A 16137-nucleotide genomic window follows, 5' to 3' on the forward strand; every position below is an offset into this window, starting at 1 on the left:
TGCTACCTCTTACGATGACGATGAAAAAATTACTGGCACAGCTTACGCAAAAAGCGTGCTTCGTACTACGGCGGAATCCACGATTGCGATTAGCCGCCGATTTTAAGGCAAAATTCAGGCGTAGCGTGACGTTCTATCCACTGAATCATTCGCCCCGCGATATCCACGCCCGTAGTCTTTTCGATACCTTCCAGTCCCGGCGAGGCATTCACCTCCATCACCAGCGGCCCGCGCGCGGCGCGTAAAATATCGACACCCGCCACATCCAGCCCCAGCGTCTGTGCGGCTTTGATGGCGATATCCCGTTCACGGGGCGTGATCGTCGCGATGCTGGCCACCCCGCCACGATGAAGATTGGAGCGAAAATCACCGGCTTTCGCGCACCGCTCAATCGCCGCCACAACCTCATTGCCGACGACCAGACAACGAATATCGCATCCTTTAGCTTCGGCAATGTATTCCTGAACCAGGATATGGGCATTCAGCCCCCGAAACGCATCAATAACGCTTTCAGCAGCCTGACGCGTCTCCGCCAATACCACGCCGATCCCTTGCGTGCCTTCTACCAGCTTCACGACCAGCGGCGCCCCGCCAACCATCTTAATAAGATCGCTGGTATCATCCGGCGAATGGGCGATCCCGGTAATGGGGAGATCGATCCCCTGGCGCGCCAGAAGTTGTAGCGATCGCAGCTTATCGCGCGCGCGGGTAATAGCGACGGATTCATTCAGCGGATAGCTACCCAGTAGCTCAAACTGACGTAGCGCAGCGGTACCATAAAAGGTAATGGCCGAACCAATACGGGGAATAACGGCGTCAAAATGGGACAGACGACGCCCCTTGTAATGGATCGACGACGCTGCCGGATTAATATTCATATAGCAGGAAAGAGGATCGAGTATCTCGACCAGATGGCCGCGCCGCATCGCCGCTTCGCGCAGACGTTTGCAAGAATAGAGCGTTCCATCCCTGGACAATATGGCAATTTTCACCCTGCACCTCGCTGAAAACCCTGAAAAGCCCGCGTATCATACACTGGCCCGCAGGTTTTAGCGCGTCGCCCAGCCCTGTTTATGCAAATATTCAAGGATAAATGGGCGATTTTCTTTAATCAGGGTGCGACGGATATGATCGCTCCAGGTATCGCGTCGCGTATTACTGCCGCGGGTCAGATAATACTCAGCCAACTGCTCGTCATAGCGCGCCAGCAGCTTTTCATCAAGCGGTTGATACTGGTTCTCATGAACCACAAGCTCGGCAGGCAGGCGCGGTTTCAGATCCGGATTATCCGCAGGCCATCCCAAACACAGGCCAAAGAGCGGCAATACATGCTTCGGCAATTTTAATAGTTCGGTAACAGACTCGATATTGTTACGGATGCCGCCGATATACACGCCGCCTAACCCCAGTGATTCCGCCGCCGTCAGCGCGTTTTGCCCCATCATCGCCGTATCGACGACACCGAGCAGCAGTTGTTCGGCAAGCCCCAACTGCGCGTCAGGACAGATCTGCAAATGACGATTAAAATCGGCGCAAAATACCCAGAACTCAGCGGCCTGCGCCACATGCTTTTGCCCGCCCGTCAGGGGCACTAACGCCTCGCGCAGCGCCCTATCGGTAATACGGATAATAGAGCTGCACTGTAAAAAACTGGAACTGGACGTGCTGCGCGCGGCGGCAATAATGGCCTCTCGCTGCGCGTCAGTCACGGGTTCATCGGTGAAATGGCGAATAGAACGATGGCCACAAAGAAGTTCAATGGTCGGACTCATTATGCTTTTCTCTATCTGAACGGGAAGAAATGTCGGGTGGACGTTTCATCAACTGCGGCGCCAGTAACTGCGCAATACGCCACATCATCGCCACCGCGGCGGGGAGGATCAACACGACGCCGAGGAAAACCATCAATACGCCAGCCAGCGGCGTATTGAACGGCGCGGGCAGCGTAAGGTAATGATTAAGCGATAGCAGAGCAAGCGCCAGCAAAATCATACCGAGGTATTCCAGTATCAGTACGCTTTTGGGTAACACGCCAATCGTGCGCATATCAAGCCTCCCGGTTAACTGACGCACAGTGTAGAACGTTCTGGTCCGGCGTGCTTAACAGATATAGCCCTGGGTTATCAAAGGAACAGGCGTAACCTGCTTTTCATCTGCCGTAAATCGCGGCATGATAACACCTGTTCGCCGTCTGGCTTTATGTTCGAGGAGAGATATGTTTACTGTTATTTTTGGCCGCCCAGGGTGCCCTTATTGCGTGCGTGCAAAAGAGTTGGCGGAAAAACTGAGCAAAGAACGCGACGATTTTAACTACCGCTATATTGATATCCATGCTGAAGGCATTACTAAAGCGGATTTGGAAAAAACCGTAGGTAAACCTGTAGAAACCGTACCGCAGATTTTTGTCGATCAAAAACATATCGGCGGCTGTACGGATTTTGAAGCATGGGCAAAAGAAAATCTGAATCTTTTCGCCTGATTGCTCTGGCAACGCCCTCTACCGGAGGGCGCTATCGGCGTTTTTTTCGCCGGTGGCTAAACAGGCTGCTAATAAACAAATAACAGAGCGCGCCTAACGCACACCAGAATACGGCGCTAAATAACCACGCCAGTTCTTGCCAAAACGATCGGGTAGGCATAAATACCACGCGCATTAACACCAGGCAAAACGGCGCCGCCAGCATCGCCCCGATCAGCGGTCGGATCACCTCGCGCCGGTGAGAACAAAAACTGGCCACCGCGCCAGGCAACGTAAAAAATAACAGTCCAATCTCAGGATGCCCTGCCGCGCGAAAAGCGCCTTGTACATGCATAGTTAATGAAAGACACACCACAATAAAGAGTACAAAGCAGCAGACAACGCTTGCCCACCCGTGTTTATGTTTCAATCGTTCCTCCTGACACTCTCTATCGAACACGCTTTCCGCCGTGAGGCATCCAGTCAGATAAAGTCATGTGGCATTCCATGCCAAAAACACACCTGCACGATTCTTATAGCCGTTAGTACGCAATAAGATTAAACTAGCAGGATATATTGTTGTGTTGTTTTTATTTGGATGCTGTATGCAATACGATTGCACCCTTAATTCATGATAAAAACAGTAGCGTAAATTACCATTTCTTTCAACAGCTTACTCGTAAACAAGAAGTTAGTCTCCGTGAATATAAACGTCGCAGATTTGTTAAATGGGAATTACATCCTGTTATTATTTGTGGTCCTGGCTCTTGGCCTGTGTCTTGGCAAGTTACGTCTGGGTTCAGTCCAACTTGGTAATTCCATTGGCGTTTTAGTGGTCTCTCTATTATTAGGGCAGCAACACTTCAGTATTAACACCGACGCGCTAAATCTGGGATTTATGCTGTTTATTTTTTGTGTCGGCGTCGAGGCTGGCCCCAACTTTTTTTCGATTTTTTTTCGCGACGGTAAAAACTATCTGATGCTTGCCCTGGTCATGGTCGGTAGCGCTCTGCTAATCGCCTTAGGCCTTGGTAAGCTATTCGGCTGGGATATCGGCCTGACGGCCGGTATGCTGGCCGGCTCAATGACATCCACGCCCGTGCTGGTTGGCGCAGGCGATACCCTGCGACATTCCGGCATCGCCAGCACGCAACTCTCCTCCGCTCTTGATAATCTGAGCCTGGGCTATGCCCTGACCTATCTGATTGGCTTGGTCAGTCTGATCGTGGGCGCGCGCTACTTGCCTAAACTGCAGCATCAGGATTTGCAAACCAGCGCCCAGCAAATTGCTCGCGAGCGCGGTCTGGATACCGATGCTAATCGCAAGGTTTATTTGCCGGTTATCCGCGCCTATCGGGTTGGCCCGGAACTGGTGGCCTGGACTGACGGCAAAAACCTGCGCGAGCTGGGTATTTACCGCCAGACAGGCTGCTATATCGAACGTATTCGTCGTAACGGTATTCTGGCGAACCCGGATGGCGATGCGGTGCTACAAATGGGCGATGAGATTGCGCTGGTCGGCTATCCGGACGCGCACGCCAGGCTCGATCCCAGCTTCCGTAATGGTAAGGAAGTGTTTGATCGCGATCTGCTTGATATGCGCATCGTAACGGAAGAAATTGTGGTGAAAAACCACAATGCGGTCGGTCGCCGCCTCGCTCAGCTCAAGCTGACCGATCATGGCTGCTTCCTTAACCGCGTCATCCGCAGCCAGATCGAAATGCCTATCGACGATAACGTCGTGCTGAATAAAGGCGACGTGTTACAGGTGAGCGGCGACGCCAGACGCGTAAAAACCATCGCCGATCGCATTGGTTTTATTTCGATCCATAGCCAGGTGACGGACCTGCTCGCCTTCTGCGCTTTTTTTATCATCGGGTTAATGATCGGGATGATTACCTTCCAGTTCAGCAATTTTAGTTTCGGCATCGGCAACGCGGCCGGATTGCTGTTCGCCGGGATCATGCTCGGTTTCCTGCGCGCTAACCATCCTACCTTTGGTTATATTCCGCAGGGCGCGCTTAACATGGTGAAAGAATTCGGCTTGATGGTATTTATGGCAGGCGTTGGTTTAAGCGCCGGCAGCGGTATCAACAACGGTCTGGGCGCGGTCGGCGGACAAATGCTGATCGCCGGGCTTGTCGTCAGCCTGGTACCGGTGGTGATCTGCTTCTTGTTTGGCGCTTATGTGCTGCGCATGAACCGGGCGCTGCTGTTCGGCGCCATGATGGGCGCGCGTACCTGCGCCCCGGCGATGGAAATCATTAGCGATACGGCGCGCAGCAATATTCCAGCGCTGGGTTATGCGGGGACTTACGCCATCGCCAACGTCCTGCTAACGCTGGCGGGGACGCTTATTGTCATCATCTGGCCGGGGTTAGGATAAAACTGAAGTTTGCCTTTAAGTGAAAAAATTTTGCCAATAGGTCGAACTTTTCGTTAAAGCATCAGTCATACCTATTGCCACTGCTTTTCTTTGATGTCCCCATTTTGTGGAGCCCATCAACCCCGCCATTTCGGTTCAAGGTTGGTGGGTTTTTTGTTGCCTGACGCAGAGTGACACGACATTGACGCTCCGGCGATTCGCTTTACCATCTGTAAAATCGCTTCACGCGCCAGCGGCGTTCGATCCGTTACAAAATGCAGCGTCATCCCCTCGATAAACGCATCCAGCGCGCGGGCGGTCTGTGCGTCAAACCACTGCGCCAGCGTATTCTGGCTACGCTGCATCCAGTTTTGCATGACTATTTTTAACGCTGGCTTATCGCTGGCATAGGCATATAACTGATACATTAACGCCATATTATCCGGCGTCGTAACCTGCGAGCCGTAAATCATTTCCGTTATCGCCTGGCACGCCCCCTCCGCATCCGTCACCTGCGCAAAAAAGTCCTGGTATTGACGCGACATGTTCTCGGTGAAAAGTGTAAAAGCTTCACTCAATAACGCATCCATACCGGCAAAATAGTAGGTCATCGAGCCAAGCGGCACCTGAGCGATAGCGGCGATTTTCCGGTGCGTCACGGCATGAACGCCATAGGTCTTTACCGCTTCCAGTGTGGCCTGAATTATTTTTTCCCGTCGCTTAGGATCATTGGCGCGTCTTACGGCATTTTCTTTCATGATGAGTTCCACATCTCATTCAGGATGCAGGCGATAGTAGCCTGCCGCTTACGCTGAAAAAACAGACAGTAAAAACTGTCTGCACAACGAAGTATGACGACGATATGTACAAATGTACACAAGCTTGCTAATGTTTACCTCTCGCTTCTATTTTCTGGCCTGACGCTATGACCGTCCTCTCCTCACGTAACGCCTTAAAACGCCGTACCTGGGCGCTGTTTATGTTCTTCTTTTTACCCGGACTGCTGATGGCCTCCTGGGCAACCCGAACGCCTGCTATTCGGGATATTCTTTCCGTCTCTACCGCGGAAATGGGGGCGGTCTTATTTGGGCTTTCTATCGGTTCAATGAGCGGTATTCTTTGTTCCGCCTGGCTGGTGAAACGATTTGGCACCCGGAAGGTTATTCGCACGACGATGACCTGCGCAGTAACCGGGATGGTTATTCTTAGCGTCGCGCTGTGGTGCGCCTCGCCGCTGATTTTTGCCCTTGGATTAGCCGTTTTCGGCGCCAGTTTTGGCGCCGCCGAAGTGGCGATTAATGTCGAAGGCGCGGCGGTCGAACGCGAGCTGAATAAAACCGTTCTGCCGATGATGCATGGTTTTTACAGTTTCGGCACGCTGGCGGGCGCTGGTGTCGGCATGGCGTTAACCGCATTAAGCGTCCCGGCTAACATCCATATCATCCTCGCGGCTGCCGTGGCGATCGCGCCCATTTTTATCGCCATTCGGGCGATCCCTGACGGTACGGGTAAAAACGCATCGGAAGATGCTCACCTTCAGGAAAAAGGATTACCTTTTTATCGGGACATCCAGCTTTTGCTTATTGGTGTGGTGGTGCTGGCAATGGCATTCGCCGAAGGCTCTGCGAATGACTGGCTGCCGCTACTGATGGTAGACGGACACGGTTTTAGCCCAACCTCCGGCTCTCTGATCTACGCCGGTTTCACGCTTGGTATGACCGTTGGCCGCTTTACCGGCGGCTGGTTTATTGACCGCTATAGCCGGGTAACGGTTGTTCGCGCCAGCGCGTTGATGGGAGCGCTGGGCATTGGCCTGATTATTTTTGTCGATAGCGACTGGGTTGCCGGCGTCTCGGTCATTCTTTGGGGCTTGGGCGCTTCGCTCGGCTTCCCGCTGACCATTTCCGCCGCCAGCGATACCGGTCCCGACGCGCCGACGCGCGTGAGCGTTGTCGCCACGACCGGCTATCTGGCGTTTTTGGTCGGGCCGCCGCTGTTGGGCTATCTGGGAGAGCATTATGGATTACGCAGCGCCATGATGGTTGTGCTGGCGCTGGTTATTCTGGCGGCGCTGGTGGCGAAGGCCGTCGCCAAACCTGTATCGACTCCGCAACCGGTGATGGAGCATAACGCATGAGTATTAAATTAATCGCCGTCGACATGGACGGCACTTTTCTGAGCGATCAAAAAACCTATAACCGTGACCGGTTTATGGCGCAGTACCAACAAATGAAGCGGCAAGGCATTCGCTTTGTCGTGGCCAGCGGCAACCAGTATTACCAGTTAATCTCGTTCTTTCCGGAAATTGCGCACGAAATCGCTTTTGTCGCGGAAAATGGCGGTTGGGTGGTCAGCGAAGGAGAGGATATTTTTAACGGCGAGCTGACAAAAGCCGACTTCCAGACGGTTGTCGAACACCTGCTCACACGCGCCGATGTGGAGATTATCGCCTGTGGAAAAAACAGCGCCTACACGCTGAAACGGTACAACGATGCGTTAAAAGCCGTTGCGGCAATGTATTATCATCGTCTGGAGTTTGTGGATAATTTTAATAATATCAACGATGTTTTTTTCAAATTCGGCCTTAATATTACCGATGAACGGATACCGGAAGTACAGGCGGCGCTGCACGACGCCATTGGCGATATCATGGTCCCCGTTCATACCGGCTATGGCAGTATTGATTTAATTATTCCCGGCGTGCATAAAGCCAACGGCCTGCGTCTGTTACAGCAGCGCTGGGGCATTCATGATAGTGAAGTGGTGGTATTCGGCGACGGTGGCAACGATATTGAGATGCTGCGTCAGGCCGGGTTTAGTTTTGCCATGTCGCACGCCAGCGAAGCGGTCGCGGCGGCGGCGAAATACCGCGCCGGATCGAACAACCAGGAAGGCGTGCTGGATATTATCGACAGCGTATTAAACAACGAGCCGCCGTTCAACGTCTAGCGGATGCCTCTCTATGCCTGATAACAGAAAGCTTATCAGGCGTAGCCGCTCTCTCAGACTGTTTGCAAATTACCCGTCCGCTTATCTTTTAAGAAGACCAGCATCAGCAGTAGCCAAAGAATACCGTTTGCCAGATTAAACAGGCTAAATAGCCCATTGCCGCCGCTTAACCAGGCGTGTTTACTGACTTCAATGCCAACGGTAAAAATCAGCATTTGTAGCATTCCCATCGCCGCCGAGACCGTTCCTTTACTCATATCGCTGGAGAAGAGCGTCAGACGCACCAGTCCGGCATTCGCCAGCCCAATGCCAAAAGCGTATACGCTTAATCCCGCCGTCATCCATAAATAAGCATGGGATGAAACCACCGTCGCCGCCGCGGCGATGATCAGCCCCGCGACGATAGGCCAGCCGCCCATCACGATCAGCGAGCGAACCGTACGTCGGGAGGTTAAACGCGCTAACACCAGATTACCGGCAATGAGCGCGCCAAAAACGGGCACCTGCAGCAGACCATATTCATAGCTGCTGAGCTGTTCGCCGCTAATGATGATAATCGGCGACTGCGCAATCCAGGCCAACAGCGGCAGGCTGACAAATCCCAGCGCTAACGCCCCTGCGACGAACCGCCGATTTTTTATCACCAGCCGATAATCCCGGCCAAGCGCCTTAAATGACAGCGTTTCGCCCCGCCGCGTGGCGGTCTCCGGCATTGCGCGCTGTAGCCCGAAAAAGGCGATAGCGGCCAGTGCGGCAAATAAAATAAACATCCCCTCCCACGGCAGAACATGCACCCATGCCGCCCCAACCAGTGGTCCCAGTAGCGGCGCGATTAACGCCACGTTCGCCATCAGCGCGGTAATTTTTATACATACCGCTTCCTCAAAGGATTCCTGAATCGCGGCATACCCTACAGCGCCGATAAAACACAGGCTAATCCCTTGCAAAAAACGCAGGAATGTAAATTGTTCGATGTTTTTCGCCAGTAACGTCGCCAGGCAGGTGACAATAAACCACACGACGCCCGCCAGCATCACGGGACGACGGCCAATCCGGTCAGACAACGGGCCAAGCAGCCATTGTAAGAACATACCGCCCGCCAGATAAGCGGTCATGGACGTCGGAACCCAGTCCAGGCCCGCCTGATACTGCTCAACCACCGCCAGCATACCCGGCTGGATCATGTCGTTGCCAATATAAGTAGAAAATTCGTACAGCACCAGACAGAGAGGAAAAAGTAGCGCCTGACGTCCCAGCCTGCCGCCTGATTGTAAACGATTCTGCATACCATCTCTTCGCCAATAAAAACCGCGCAGAGTGTAATGAAAGTCGGGGAACTGAGATAGCGAATTATGAGGCTGCAAGGGAAATAGCGCACATTTTTACAGAAAGCCGCTTAGCGCTTGCGTACTTTAAGGTTAATTTAAGTTTGCGCCGTTATCATCGACATTATTTTATGCCATTGTCTTAAATCTCTTCATGTTGCCGCCAAATAAGACAATACTGCTTTTCCTCTCTGTTACGCTGCATTTATGCTCAGTTTGCACGGGGATGAGCTGGCTATCCCTTTTGATTTCATTGCTCCGAGCCTGGATGTTATGCTGGAAAACCTTAACAACTCGCTGTTTTATTTTATTAACGCCACGCCTGATTCCGCGCAGTGGACGATTTCGCTCGCTATCTTTATCGCCAAAGATGTCATCAACATCGTCCCGCTCTTAGCCGTGGTACTCTGGCTGTGGGGTCCCCGCGATCGGGTCTGCGCCCAGCGTCAGCTGATCGTTAAAATCGGCATCGCGCTGATTATCAGTCTGGCGGTCTCCTGGACAATGGGACACCTTTTCCCGCACGACCGTCCGTTTGTCGATCATATCGGCTATAACTTCCTGCATCATGCCGCCGATGACTCGTTCCCCAGCGATCACGGTACGGTGATTTTTACCTTTGCGCTGGCGTTTTTGTTCTGGCACCGCCTCTGGTCAGGCATCGTGATGATGGCGATAGCCATGACCATCGCCTGGTCGCGCGTCTATCTCGGCGTACACTGGCCGTTAGATATGATTGGCGCGCTGCTGGTAGCGATGCTTGGCTGCCTGAGCGCACAGCTGATCTGGCAATGGTACGGCGCGCCGCTCTACCAGGCGCTGCAACGTTGTTACCGTTTCTGTTTCGCATTGCCCATTCGAAAAGGCTGGGTACGTGACTAACCAGCGAAAAAAAGAGTAATATTAAGCGCTCTGTATGGTGCGGAGCGCTTATTTAACTCTCCAGGGGAACTATGGAAACGCGACGCGACGAGCGTATTGGTCAATTGCTGCAGGCCTTAAAACGCAGCGATAAACTTCATCTAAAAGAAGCCGCGACCCTGTTGGGCGTCTCTGAAATGACCATTCGTCGCGACCTGAACCATAAAAGCGCGCCTGTCGTGTTGCTGGGCGGCTATATCGTACTGGAGCCCCGCAGCGCCAGTCATTATCTGTTAAGCGATCAAAAATCTCGTCTGGTGGAAGAAAAACGCCGAGCCGCTCAGTTGGCTGCGGGCCTGGTACAAGCGCATCAGACGGTATTTATTGACTGTGGCACCACCACGCCGTGGATCATTGAAGCCATTGATAATGACCTTCCCTTTACGGCGGTGTGCTATTCACTTAATACCTTCCTGGCGCTGCAGGACAAACCCCATTGCCGCGCCATCCTCAGCGGCGGGGAGTTTCACGCCAGCAACGCCATTTTCAAGCCGCTTGATTTCCATGAAACGTTAAACAATATTTGTCCGGATATCGCGTTTTATTCCGCCGCCGGCGTTCATACCAGTAAAGGCGCTACCTGCTTTAATCTGGAAGAGCTGCCGGTAAAACATTGGGCAATGACAATGGCACAGAGCCATGTACTGGTGGTGGATCACAGTAAATTCGGCAAGGTACGTCCGGCGCGGATGGGGGAATTATCACGCTTTGATACGATTATCAGCGACCGCCGTCCCGATGAGGCCTTTGTGGCCTACGCTAAAGCGCAACAAATTACTCTGATGTATTAACCGCCCGTTGCCGGATGCGACGCGCACCCGGCAACGGAGTTATTTTACGAGAACCAACTGCCAAACCACTGATGGAGTTTCATCAGCACAAAATCCCACATCCGGCTGAAAAATCCCCCCTCCTCGACGTTTTCCATCACCATTAACGGGCGTTGCTCAATGGATTTTCCGTTAAGCTGGAAATCGATGGTGCCGACAACCTGCCCTTTCTTCAACGGCGCCGTGAGCTGTGGTTCGTTCAACGTAAAGCTGGCCTTCAGGTTTTTAAGCTGCCCACGCGGAATCGTCACAGACCCCGCATCGCCCGCCCCCAAATTGACCTCACGCTTATCGCCAAACCAGACCCGTTGCGTCACGAATGTCGCGTCAGGTTTAATCGGCGTGACCGTTTCAAAGAAGCGGAAACCCCAGGTCAGCAGTTTTTCTGACTCATTAAAACGAATACGGTCCGTTTTCGCCCCCAGCACGACAGAGATCAGGCGCATATCGCCCTGGGTGGCGGAGGCGACAAGGTTATACCCAGCGCCTGCCGTTGTCCCCGTTTTCATGCCGTCGACATGCAGATTGGTGCTCCACAACAGGCGGTTGCGGTTTGGTTGACGAATATTATTAAAAGTAAATTCTTTCTCTTTATGAATGGCGTATTCGTCAGGCACATCGTGAATCAAGGCCTTGCCGAGCAATGCCATATCGCGAGCGGTACTGAACTGCCCTGGCGCATCAAGACCGTGTACCGTCTGGAAGGTTGTATTCGTTAATCCCAGTCGTTTCGCATAGGCGTTCATCAGGCCGATAAAGGACTCCTGGCTTCCGGCGACGTAGTCGGCAAGCGCGATACAGGCATCATTACCTGACTGAATGATGATGCCTTTATTAAGATCCGCAACCGACACCTGATCGCCTGGCTTCAGAAACATCACCGACGACCCACGTAGCGCCGGGTTCCCCGTCGCCCAGGCATCTTTGCCCACCGTCACCATATCGGTCAGCTTGATTTTCCCTGCCTTCAGCGCCTGGCCCACCACGTAGCTGGTCATAATTTTTGTCAAACTGGCAGGGTCGAGTTTCTCATCGGCATTGCCTTCCGCCAGTACTTTACCGCTGGCGTAATCCATTAAGATCCAGGCTCGCGCATCAACGCCCGGCGGCGCGATCGTTTGTTCCTCTGCCTTTACAGGCGAAGCGAAAAGGAATAAGAGAACCGAACCTGCCGCGAGGCTACGAAGGGAAGAAGCGTATTGCGTCATAGTACCACCCGAGTATCCATTCCAAAAACACACGTCACACCACCGTGTAATAAGTGCGGTGAGTAATAACGCACTCACGACGTTAAAGAAACCGTAACTTGGTAAAGTTTTTAAAGTTTATGCAATAACATCCCGTTACGCTTCCTTCATAACGATTTTTTTACAGACCATTGTGTAAATGTTAGGTTTATCTCACGGTAGGCCGATTACTGTCATCATCCTGATAAAACGGAAGGGGTTAATATGATTACGCTGTGGGGCCGGAACAACTCGACTAATGTTAAAAAAGTGTTGTGGACGCTTGAAGAGCTGGAACTGCCATACGATCAAATTCTGGCAGGCGGAAAATTCGGCGTTAACCAGGATGCCGACTATCTGGCGATGAATCCCAATGGGCTGGTGCCGCTGCTTAAAGATGATGAAACCGACCTGTTATTGTGGGAATCCAATGCCATTGTCCGCTATCTGGCGGCGCAATACGGCCAGAACCGGCTATGGGTTGATAATCCGGCGCGGCGTGCGGAGGGCGAAAAATGGATGGACTGGGCGAATCAAACGTTAAGCCCGGCGCACCGTGTGATCCTGATGGGACTGGTCAGAACCCCGCCGGAAAAACGCGACCAGGCGGCAATTGAAGCTGGTATCGAAAAGTGTGATGGCCTGTTTGCGCTTCTTGATGATGCTCTGGCCCACCAGCCGTGGTTTTCCGGGGATAACTTTGGCACCGGCGATATCGCTATTGCGCCTTTCGTCTATAACCTGCTGAACGTGGATCTGAAATGGACGCCGCGCCCGAATCTGGAACGCTGGTATCAACAGCTTACCGAGCGCCCTGCTTTTCGCAAAGTGGTGATGATCCCGGTGACCTAACGCGTGGCTGCAGGACTTACCTTGAGTAACTGCCCGTCGGACTCATCGGTTAACACATATAAGTAGCCGTCAGGTCCGACACGCACATCCCGAATACGCTGCTTTCTGTCACCCAGAATACGGCCTTCTTCCGTCACCGTATTGCCATCGACGCGCATCACAATGACCTCTTTATCTTTTAGCGCGCCGATAAACAGTTTGTGCCGCCACGGCGCAAAAACGTCGCTGGCATAAAAAGCCATCCCGCTGATCGCCGGAGAATCCTTCCAGTAGTAAACCGGTTGCTCCGTTCCCTCGACAATTTCACCTTTGGCTTCCGGCACTTTCAGACCACTATAGTTGACGCCCCATGTGGCCAGCGGCCAGCCATAATTTTTGCCTTTTTCCGGGATATTAATTTCATCGCCGCCGCGCGGACCGTGTTCATGCAGCCATAGCGCGCCGCTCCAGGGATTGATGGCCAGCCCCTGCGGATTACGAATACCGTAAGACCAGATTTCCGGACGCGCGCCCGCCTGATGCACAAACGGATTATCCGGCGGAATTTCGCCCTGCCCGGTCAGGCGCACCAGCTTACCCTGTAATTTATCCAAATCCTGCGCGGTAGCGCGCTGGTTATTTTCACCCAGGGCAATAAAAAGAAACCCTTGCGCATCGAATACCATACGTCCGCCGAAATGGTTGCCGGTAGACAGCTTAGGCATCTGGCGAAACACGGTACGAAAATGCTCCAGACGCTGAAGATCGTCGCTCAGCCGTCCAAAACCGACTGCCGTACCGGCGTTTCCTTCGCGGTCAGCTTCAGCATAGCTCAGCCAGACGCGGCGCGACTGGGCAAAGTCAGGCGCCAGCACGACGTCCAGCAAACCTCCCTGCCCGTTTGCCCACACTTTCGGTACGCCAGCCAGCGGATCGGAAAGTCCCTTCCCCGTCTGCCAGTGGCGCAGTTGTCCCCCTTTCAGGGTAATGAGCATCCCACGGTTATCCGGCAAAAAAGCCAGCGACCACGGGTGATCGAGTCGGGTTTGTAGCACCTCAACGTTCACCGGCGCAAGATTGGCGTTCGCCCATGAAGAGAAAAGAGAGAATGAAACTATCGCGAGAAGTATTCGACGCATACCGCCTCCTTCAGGGCTCTGCGTTAAAGCGTAGTCAGCATCGCAAGAGGTCGGGTTTATTTTTACAAAACATTAAGCGGCGCGGTCCGGTAAAAAGGGGGAGTCGCCTCCCCCTTATTCAGACCTGTGTAAGCGGTGAATGTGCTTTCAGACTCTGAATACTCAGCGTCAAAGTTGTCAGACAGTTTTCAAGTTTATCTGCGTTGACGGCAATAAAGGTCGGACAATCATGGTGTCCGCTCATTAAACAAACGGCGGCGGCTGCAAGCGCGCCTTCGGCACGGCGCAGCGCGTTCCACTCTTCCTGATCGAGATGCAGTCCCTGCCGTAAAGCGTGATCGTGGAGCTCGCGATTCAGTTCAAAAAAATTGTCACGCAGAGTGTCACTTTCGCTGACTGACATATACCCCTTCGCTTTTCGCAATTGCAGATAAGCGGCAAGATCGATACGCGCGTTTATCAGCTTGTTGAGAAGATCGGTTCTCAGTCTGTCAACGACCATACCTTTTTTCCTCCTCTTTTCTACCAGGGTTCAACTTAATAGTATGGTCGTTTTTTAGACAAAGGGGTGTCAGAGATCAAGAATTTTCTTAGAATTGCCCTTTTTCACCTTTTGCTGATAACCACAACGGTTGATGCCGCCGCTCCTGATGAGATTGCGATACAATTTTTGTTCGGATATCTGTAGAATCCCTGCCCTGACCATTCCAATAAATGAACACTTTTTAAGCTATGAGTAATGTAACCCACCAGCCAAAGATCGGCTTCGTTTCCCTGGGCTGTCCGAAAAACCTCGTTGATTCGGAACGCATCCTGACTGAGCTGCGTACCGAAGGCTATGACGTTGTGCCACGCTATGACGATGCGGATATGGTTATCGTTAATACCTGTGGCTTTATTGACAGCGCGGTACAAGAGTCGCTGGAAGCCATTGGCGAAGCGCTGAACGAAAACGGTAAGGTAATCGTCACCGGCTGCCTGGGCGCAAAAGAAGATCAGATCCGCGAAGTGCATCCGAAAGTACTGGAAATCACCGGGCCGCATAGCTATGAGCAAGTTCTGCAGCACGTACATCATTACGTACCGAAGCCGAAGCACAATCCATTTTTAAGCCTCGTACCGGAACAGGGTGTAAAACTGACGCCGCGCCATTATGCGTATCTGAAAATTTCTGAAGGCTGTAATCACCGCTGCACGTTCTGCATCATCCCGTCGATGCGCGGGGATCTGGTCAGCCGCCCGATTGGCGACGTATTAAGTGAAGCGAAACGTCTGGTTGATGCCGGGGTCAAAGAGATTCTGGTGATTTCGCAAGATACCTCCGCCTACGGCGTAGATGTGAAGCACCGCACCGGATTCCATAATGGCGAACCGGTGAAAACCAGTATGGTGAGCCTGTGCGAACAGTTATCAAAACTGGGCGTCTGGACACGTCTGCACTACGTCTACCCCTACCCACACGTTGATGATGTGATTCCGCTAATGGCGGAAGGCAAAATCCTGCCTTATCTGGACATTCCGCTGCAACATGCCAGCCCGCGGATTCTTAAACTGATGAAACGTCCCGGTTCCGTTGACCGCCAGCTGGCGCGCATTAAGCAGTGGCGCGAAATCTGCCCGGAACTGACCCTACGCTCCACCTTTATTGTCGGCTTCCCCGGCGAAACGGAAGAAGACTTCCAGATGCTGCTCGACTTCCTGAAAGAGGCGCGCCTCGATCGTGTAGGCTGCTTCAAGTACAGCCCGGTGGAAGGCGCAGGCGCGAATGAGCTGCCGGATCAGGTGCCGGAAGAGGTGAAAGAAGAGCGCTGGAACCGCTTTATGCAACTGCAACAGCAAATCTCCGCTGAGCGCTTGCAGGAAAAAGTGGGCCGCGAAATTCTGGTGATCGTTGATGAGGTTGACGAAGAAGGCGCTATCGGGCGTAGCATGGCGGATGCGCCGGAAATTGACGGCGCGGTCTATTTGAACGGCGAAACCAACGTCAAGCCGGGCGATATCGTGCGCGTGAAAGTGGAAAACGCCGACGAATATGATTTGTGGGGCAGTCGGGTTTAACGCCACCTCCCCCGGCGCGGGTGCCGGATGTGTTA

17 protein-coding genes are annotated in these 16137 nt (G+C 52.9%); 8 read left to right on the plus strand and 9 right to left on the minus strand.

The window, feature by feature from the left end:
* Window positions 1–89: 89 nt before the first annotated feature.
* Genes rimK through K8W53_RS14710 form a run of 3 tightly spaced genes read right to left on the minus strand, consistent with a single transcriptional unit; the run spans window position 90 to window position 2046 of the window.
* Window positions 90–992: a 30S ribosomal protein S6--L-glutamate ligase gene (gene rimK / locus K8W53_RS14700; RefSeq protein WP_023224502.1), complete on the minus strand. Its 903-nt coding sequence runs from the start codon at window positions 990–992 to the stop codon at window positions 90–92.
* Between the two features lie 57 nt (window positions 993–1049).
* Complete coding sequence (gene nfsA / locus K8W53_RS14705) at window positions 1050–1772, minus strand: nitroreductase NfsA (protein WP_000075300.1); 723 nt, start codon at window positions 1770–1772, stop codon at window positions 1050–1052.
* The gene (locus K8W53_RS14710; protein ID WP_001259137.1) at window positions 1756–2046 is read right to left on the minus strand and encodes a YbjC family protein; all 291 of its coding nucleotides are present in this window, start codon (window positions 2044–2046) and stop codon (window positions 1756–1758) included. The genes nfsA and K8W53_RS14710 overlap by 17 nt, the downstream gene beginning before the upstream one ends.
* Window positions 2047–2215: 169 nt before the next feature.
* Here K8W53_RS14710 and K8W53_RS14715 point away from each other — a divergent pair, with 169 nt between their 5' ends.
* Entirely contained in the window at window positions 2216–2479 is a 264-nt protein-coding gene (locus K8W53_RS14715) for a GrxA family glutaredoxin (protein WP_000495513.1), read from the plus strand.
* A 31-nt stretch (window positions 2480–2510) separates the two neighbouring features.
* Here K8W53_RS14715 and K8W53_RS14720 read toward each other — a convergent pair whose 3' ends face one another.
* Window positions 2511–2888, minus strand: coding sequence for an inner membrane protein YbjM (locus K8W53_RS14720; protein ID WP_000680850.1), 378 nt, complete (start codon window positions 2886–2888; stop codon window positions 2511–2513).
* 270 nt (window positions 2889–3158) lie between these two features.
* Between K8W53_RS14720 and K8W53_RS14725 the strand changes: the two genes are divergently transcribed.
* A complete protein-coding gene (locus K8W53_RS14725; protein ID WP_001024852.1) occupies window positions 3159–4844 on the plus strand; it encodes an aspartate:alanine antiporter in 1686 nt (561 codons plus the stop codon).
* A gap of 116 nt (window positions 4845–4960) precedes the next feature.
* On the opposite strand, the gene K8W53_RS14730 is transcribed toward K8W53_RS14725, so the two are convergent.
* A complete protein-coding gene (locus K8W53_RS14730; protein WP_000661870.1) occupies window positions 4961–5581 on the minus strand; it encodes a TetR/AcrR family transcriptional regulator in 621 nt (206 codons plus the stop codon).
* A 167-nt stretch (window positions 5582–5748) separates the two neighbouring features.
* Here K8W53_RS14730 and K8W53_RS14735 point away from each other — a divergent pair, with 167 nt between their 5' ends.
* Both K8W53_RS14735 and K8W53_RS14740 read left to right on the plus strand, forming a co-directional pair.
* Window positions 5749–6960, plus strand: coding sequence for an MFS transporter (locus tag K8W53_RS14735; protein WP_000217430.1), 1212 nt, complete (start codon window positions 5749–5751; stop codon window positions 6958–6960).
* The gene (locus K8W53_RS14740; protein ID WP_000023554.1) at window positions 6957–7772 is read left to right on the plus strand and encodes a Cof-type HAD-IIB family hydrolase; all 816 of its coding nucleotides are present in this window, start codon (window positions 6957–6959) and stop codon (window positions 7770–7772) included. The genes K8W53_RS14735 and K8W53_RS14740 overlap by 4 nt, the downstream gene beginning before the upstream one ends.
* Before the next feature lie 53 nt (window positions 7773–7825).
* Here the strand turns inward: K8W53_RS14740 and K8W53_RS14745 are convergent, their stop codons facing one another.
* The gene (locus K8W53_RS14745; RefSeq protein WP_001181284.1) at window positions 7826–9058 is read right to left on the minus strand and encodes an MFS transporter; all 1233 of its coding nucleotides are present in this window, start codon (window positions 9056–9058) and stop codon (window positions 7826–7828) included.
* Window positions 9059–9370: 312 nt separating this feature from the next.
* Here K8W53_RS14745 and ybjG point away from each other — a divergent pair, with 312 nt between their 5' ends.
* Both ybjG and deoR read left to right on the plus strand, forming a co-directional pair.
* A complete protein-coding gene (ybjG, locus tag K8W53_RS14750) occupies window positions 9371–9979 on the plus strand; it encodes an undecaprenyl-diphosphate phosphatase (protein ID WP_023181381.1) in 609 nt (202 codons plus the stop codon).
* A gap of 71 nt (window positions 9980–10050) precedes the next feature.
* On the plus strand, window positions 10051–10809 hold the full coding sequence (gene deoR, locus K8W53_RS14755) for a DNA-binding transcriptional repressor DeoR (RefSeq protein ID WP_000450106.1): 759 nt from the start codon (window positions 10051–10053) through the stop codon (window positions 10807–10809).
* Between the two features lie 44 nt (window positions 10810–10853).
* Here the strand turns inward: deoR and dacC are convergent, their stop codons facing one another.
* Window positions 10854–12056: a serine-type D-Ala-D-Ala carboxypeptidase gene (gene dacC, locus K8W53_RS14760; RefSeq protein ID WP_000195712.1), complete on the minus strand. Its 1203-nt coding sequence runs from the start codon at window positions 12054–12056 to the stop codon at window positions 10854–10856.
* 243 nt (window positions 12057–12299) lie between these two features.
* Here dacC and K8W53_RS14765 point away from each other — a divergent pair, with 243 nt between their 5' ends.
* Window positions 12300–12926 carry a glutathione S-transferase family protein gene (locus tag K8W53_RS14765; RefSeq protein ID WP_000631901.1) on the plus strand — a complete coding sequence of 209 codons (627 nt, stop codon included), beginning with the start codon at window positions 12300–12302 and terminating at the stop codon, window positions 12924–12926.
* Here K8W53_RS14765 and K8W53_RS14770 read toward each other — a convergent pair.
* Window positions 12923–14044 (minus strand): PQQ-dependent sugar dehydrogenase, encoded by a 1122-nt coding sequence (locus K8W53_RS14770; RefSeq protein ID WP_017441945.1) that lies wholly within the window; start codon window positions 14042–14044, stop codon window positions 12923–12925. The two genes, K8W53_RS14765 and K8W53_RS14770, sit on opposite strands and share 4 nt — an antisense overlap.
* 118 nt (window positions 14045–14162) lie before the next feature.
* Complete coding sequence (gene bssR, locus K8W53_RS14775) at window positions 14163–14546, minus strand: biofilm formation regulator BssR (protein WP_000259651.1); 384 nt, start codon at window positions 14544–14546, stop codon at window positions 14163–14165.
* A 230-nt stretch (window positions 14547–14776) separates the two neighbouring features.
* On the opposite strand from bssR, the gene rimO reads away from it, so the two are divergent.
* Complete coding sequence (gene rimO, locus K8W53_RS14780) at window positions 14777–16102, plus strand: 30S ribosomal protein S12 methylthiotransferase RimO (protein WP_000073317.1); 1326 nt, start codon at window positions 14777–14779, stop codon at window positions 16100–16102.
* The last annotated feature ends 35 nt before the right edge of the window (window positions 16103–16137 follow it).

The organism is Salmonella sp. A29-2, from assembly GCF_020150755.1.
GTDB classification, from domain to species: domain Bacteria; phylum Pseudomonadota; class Gammaproteobacteria; order Enterobacterales; family Enterobacteriaceae; genus Salmonella; species Salmonella enterica.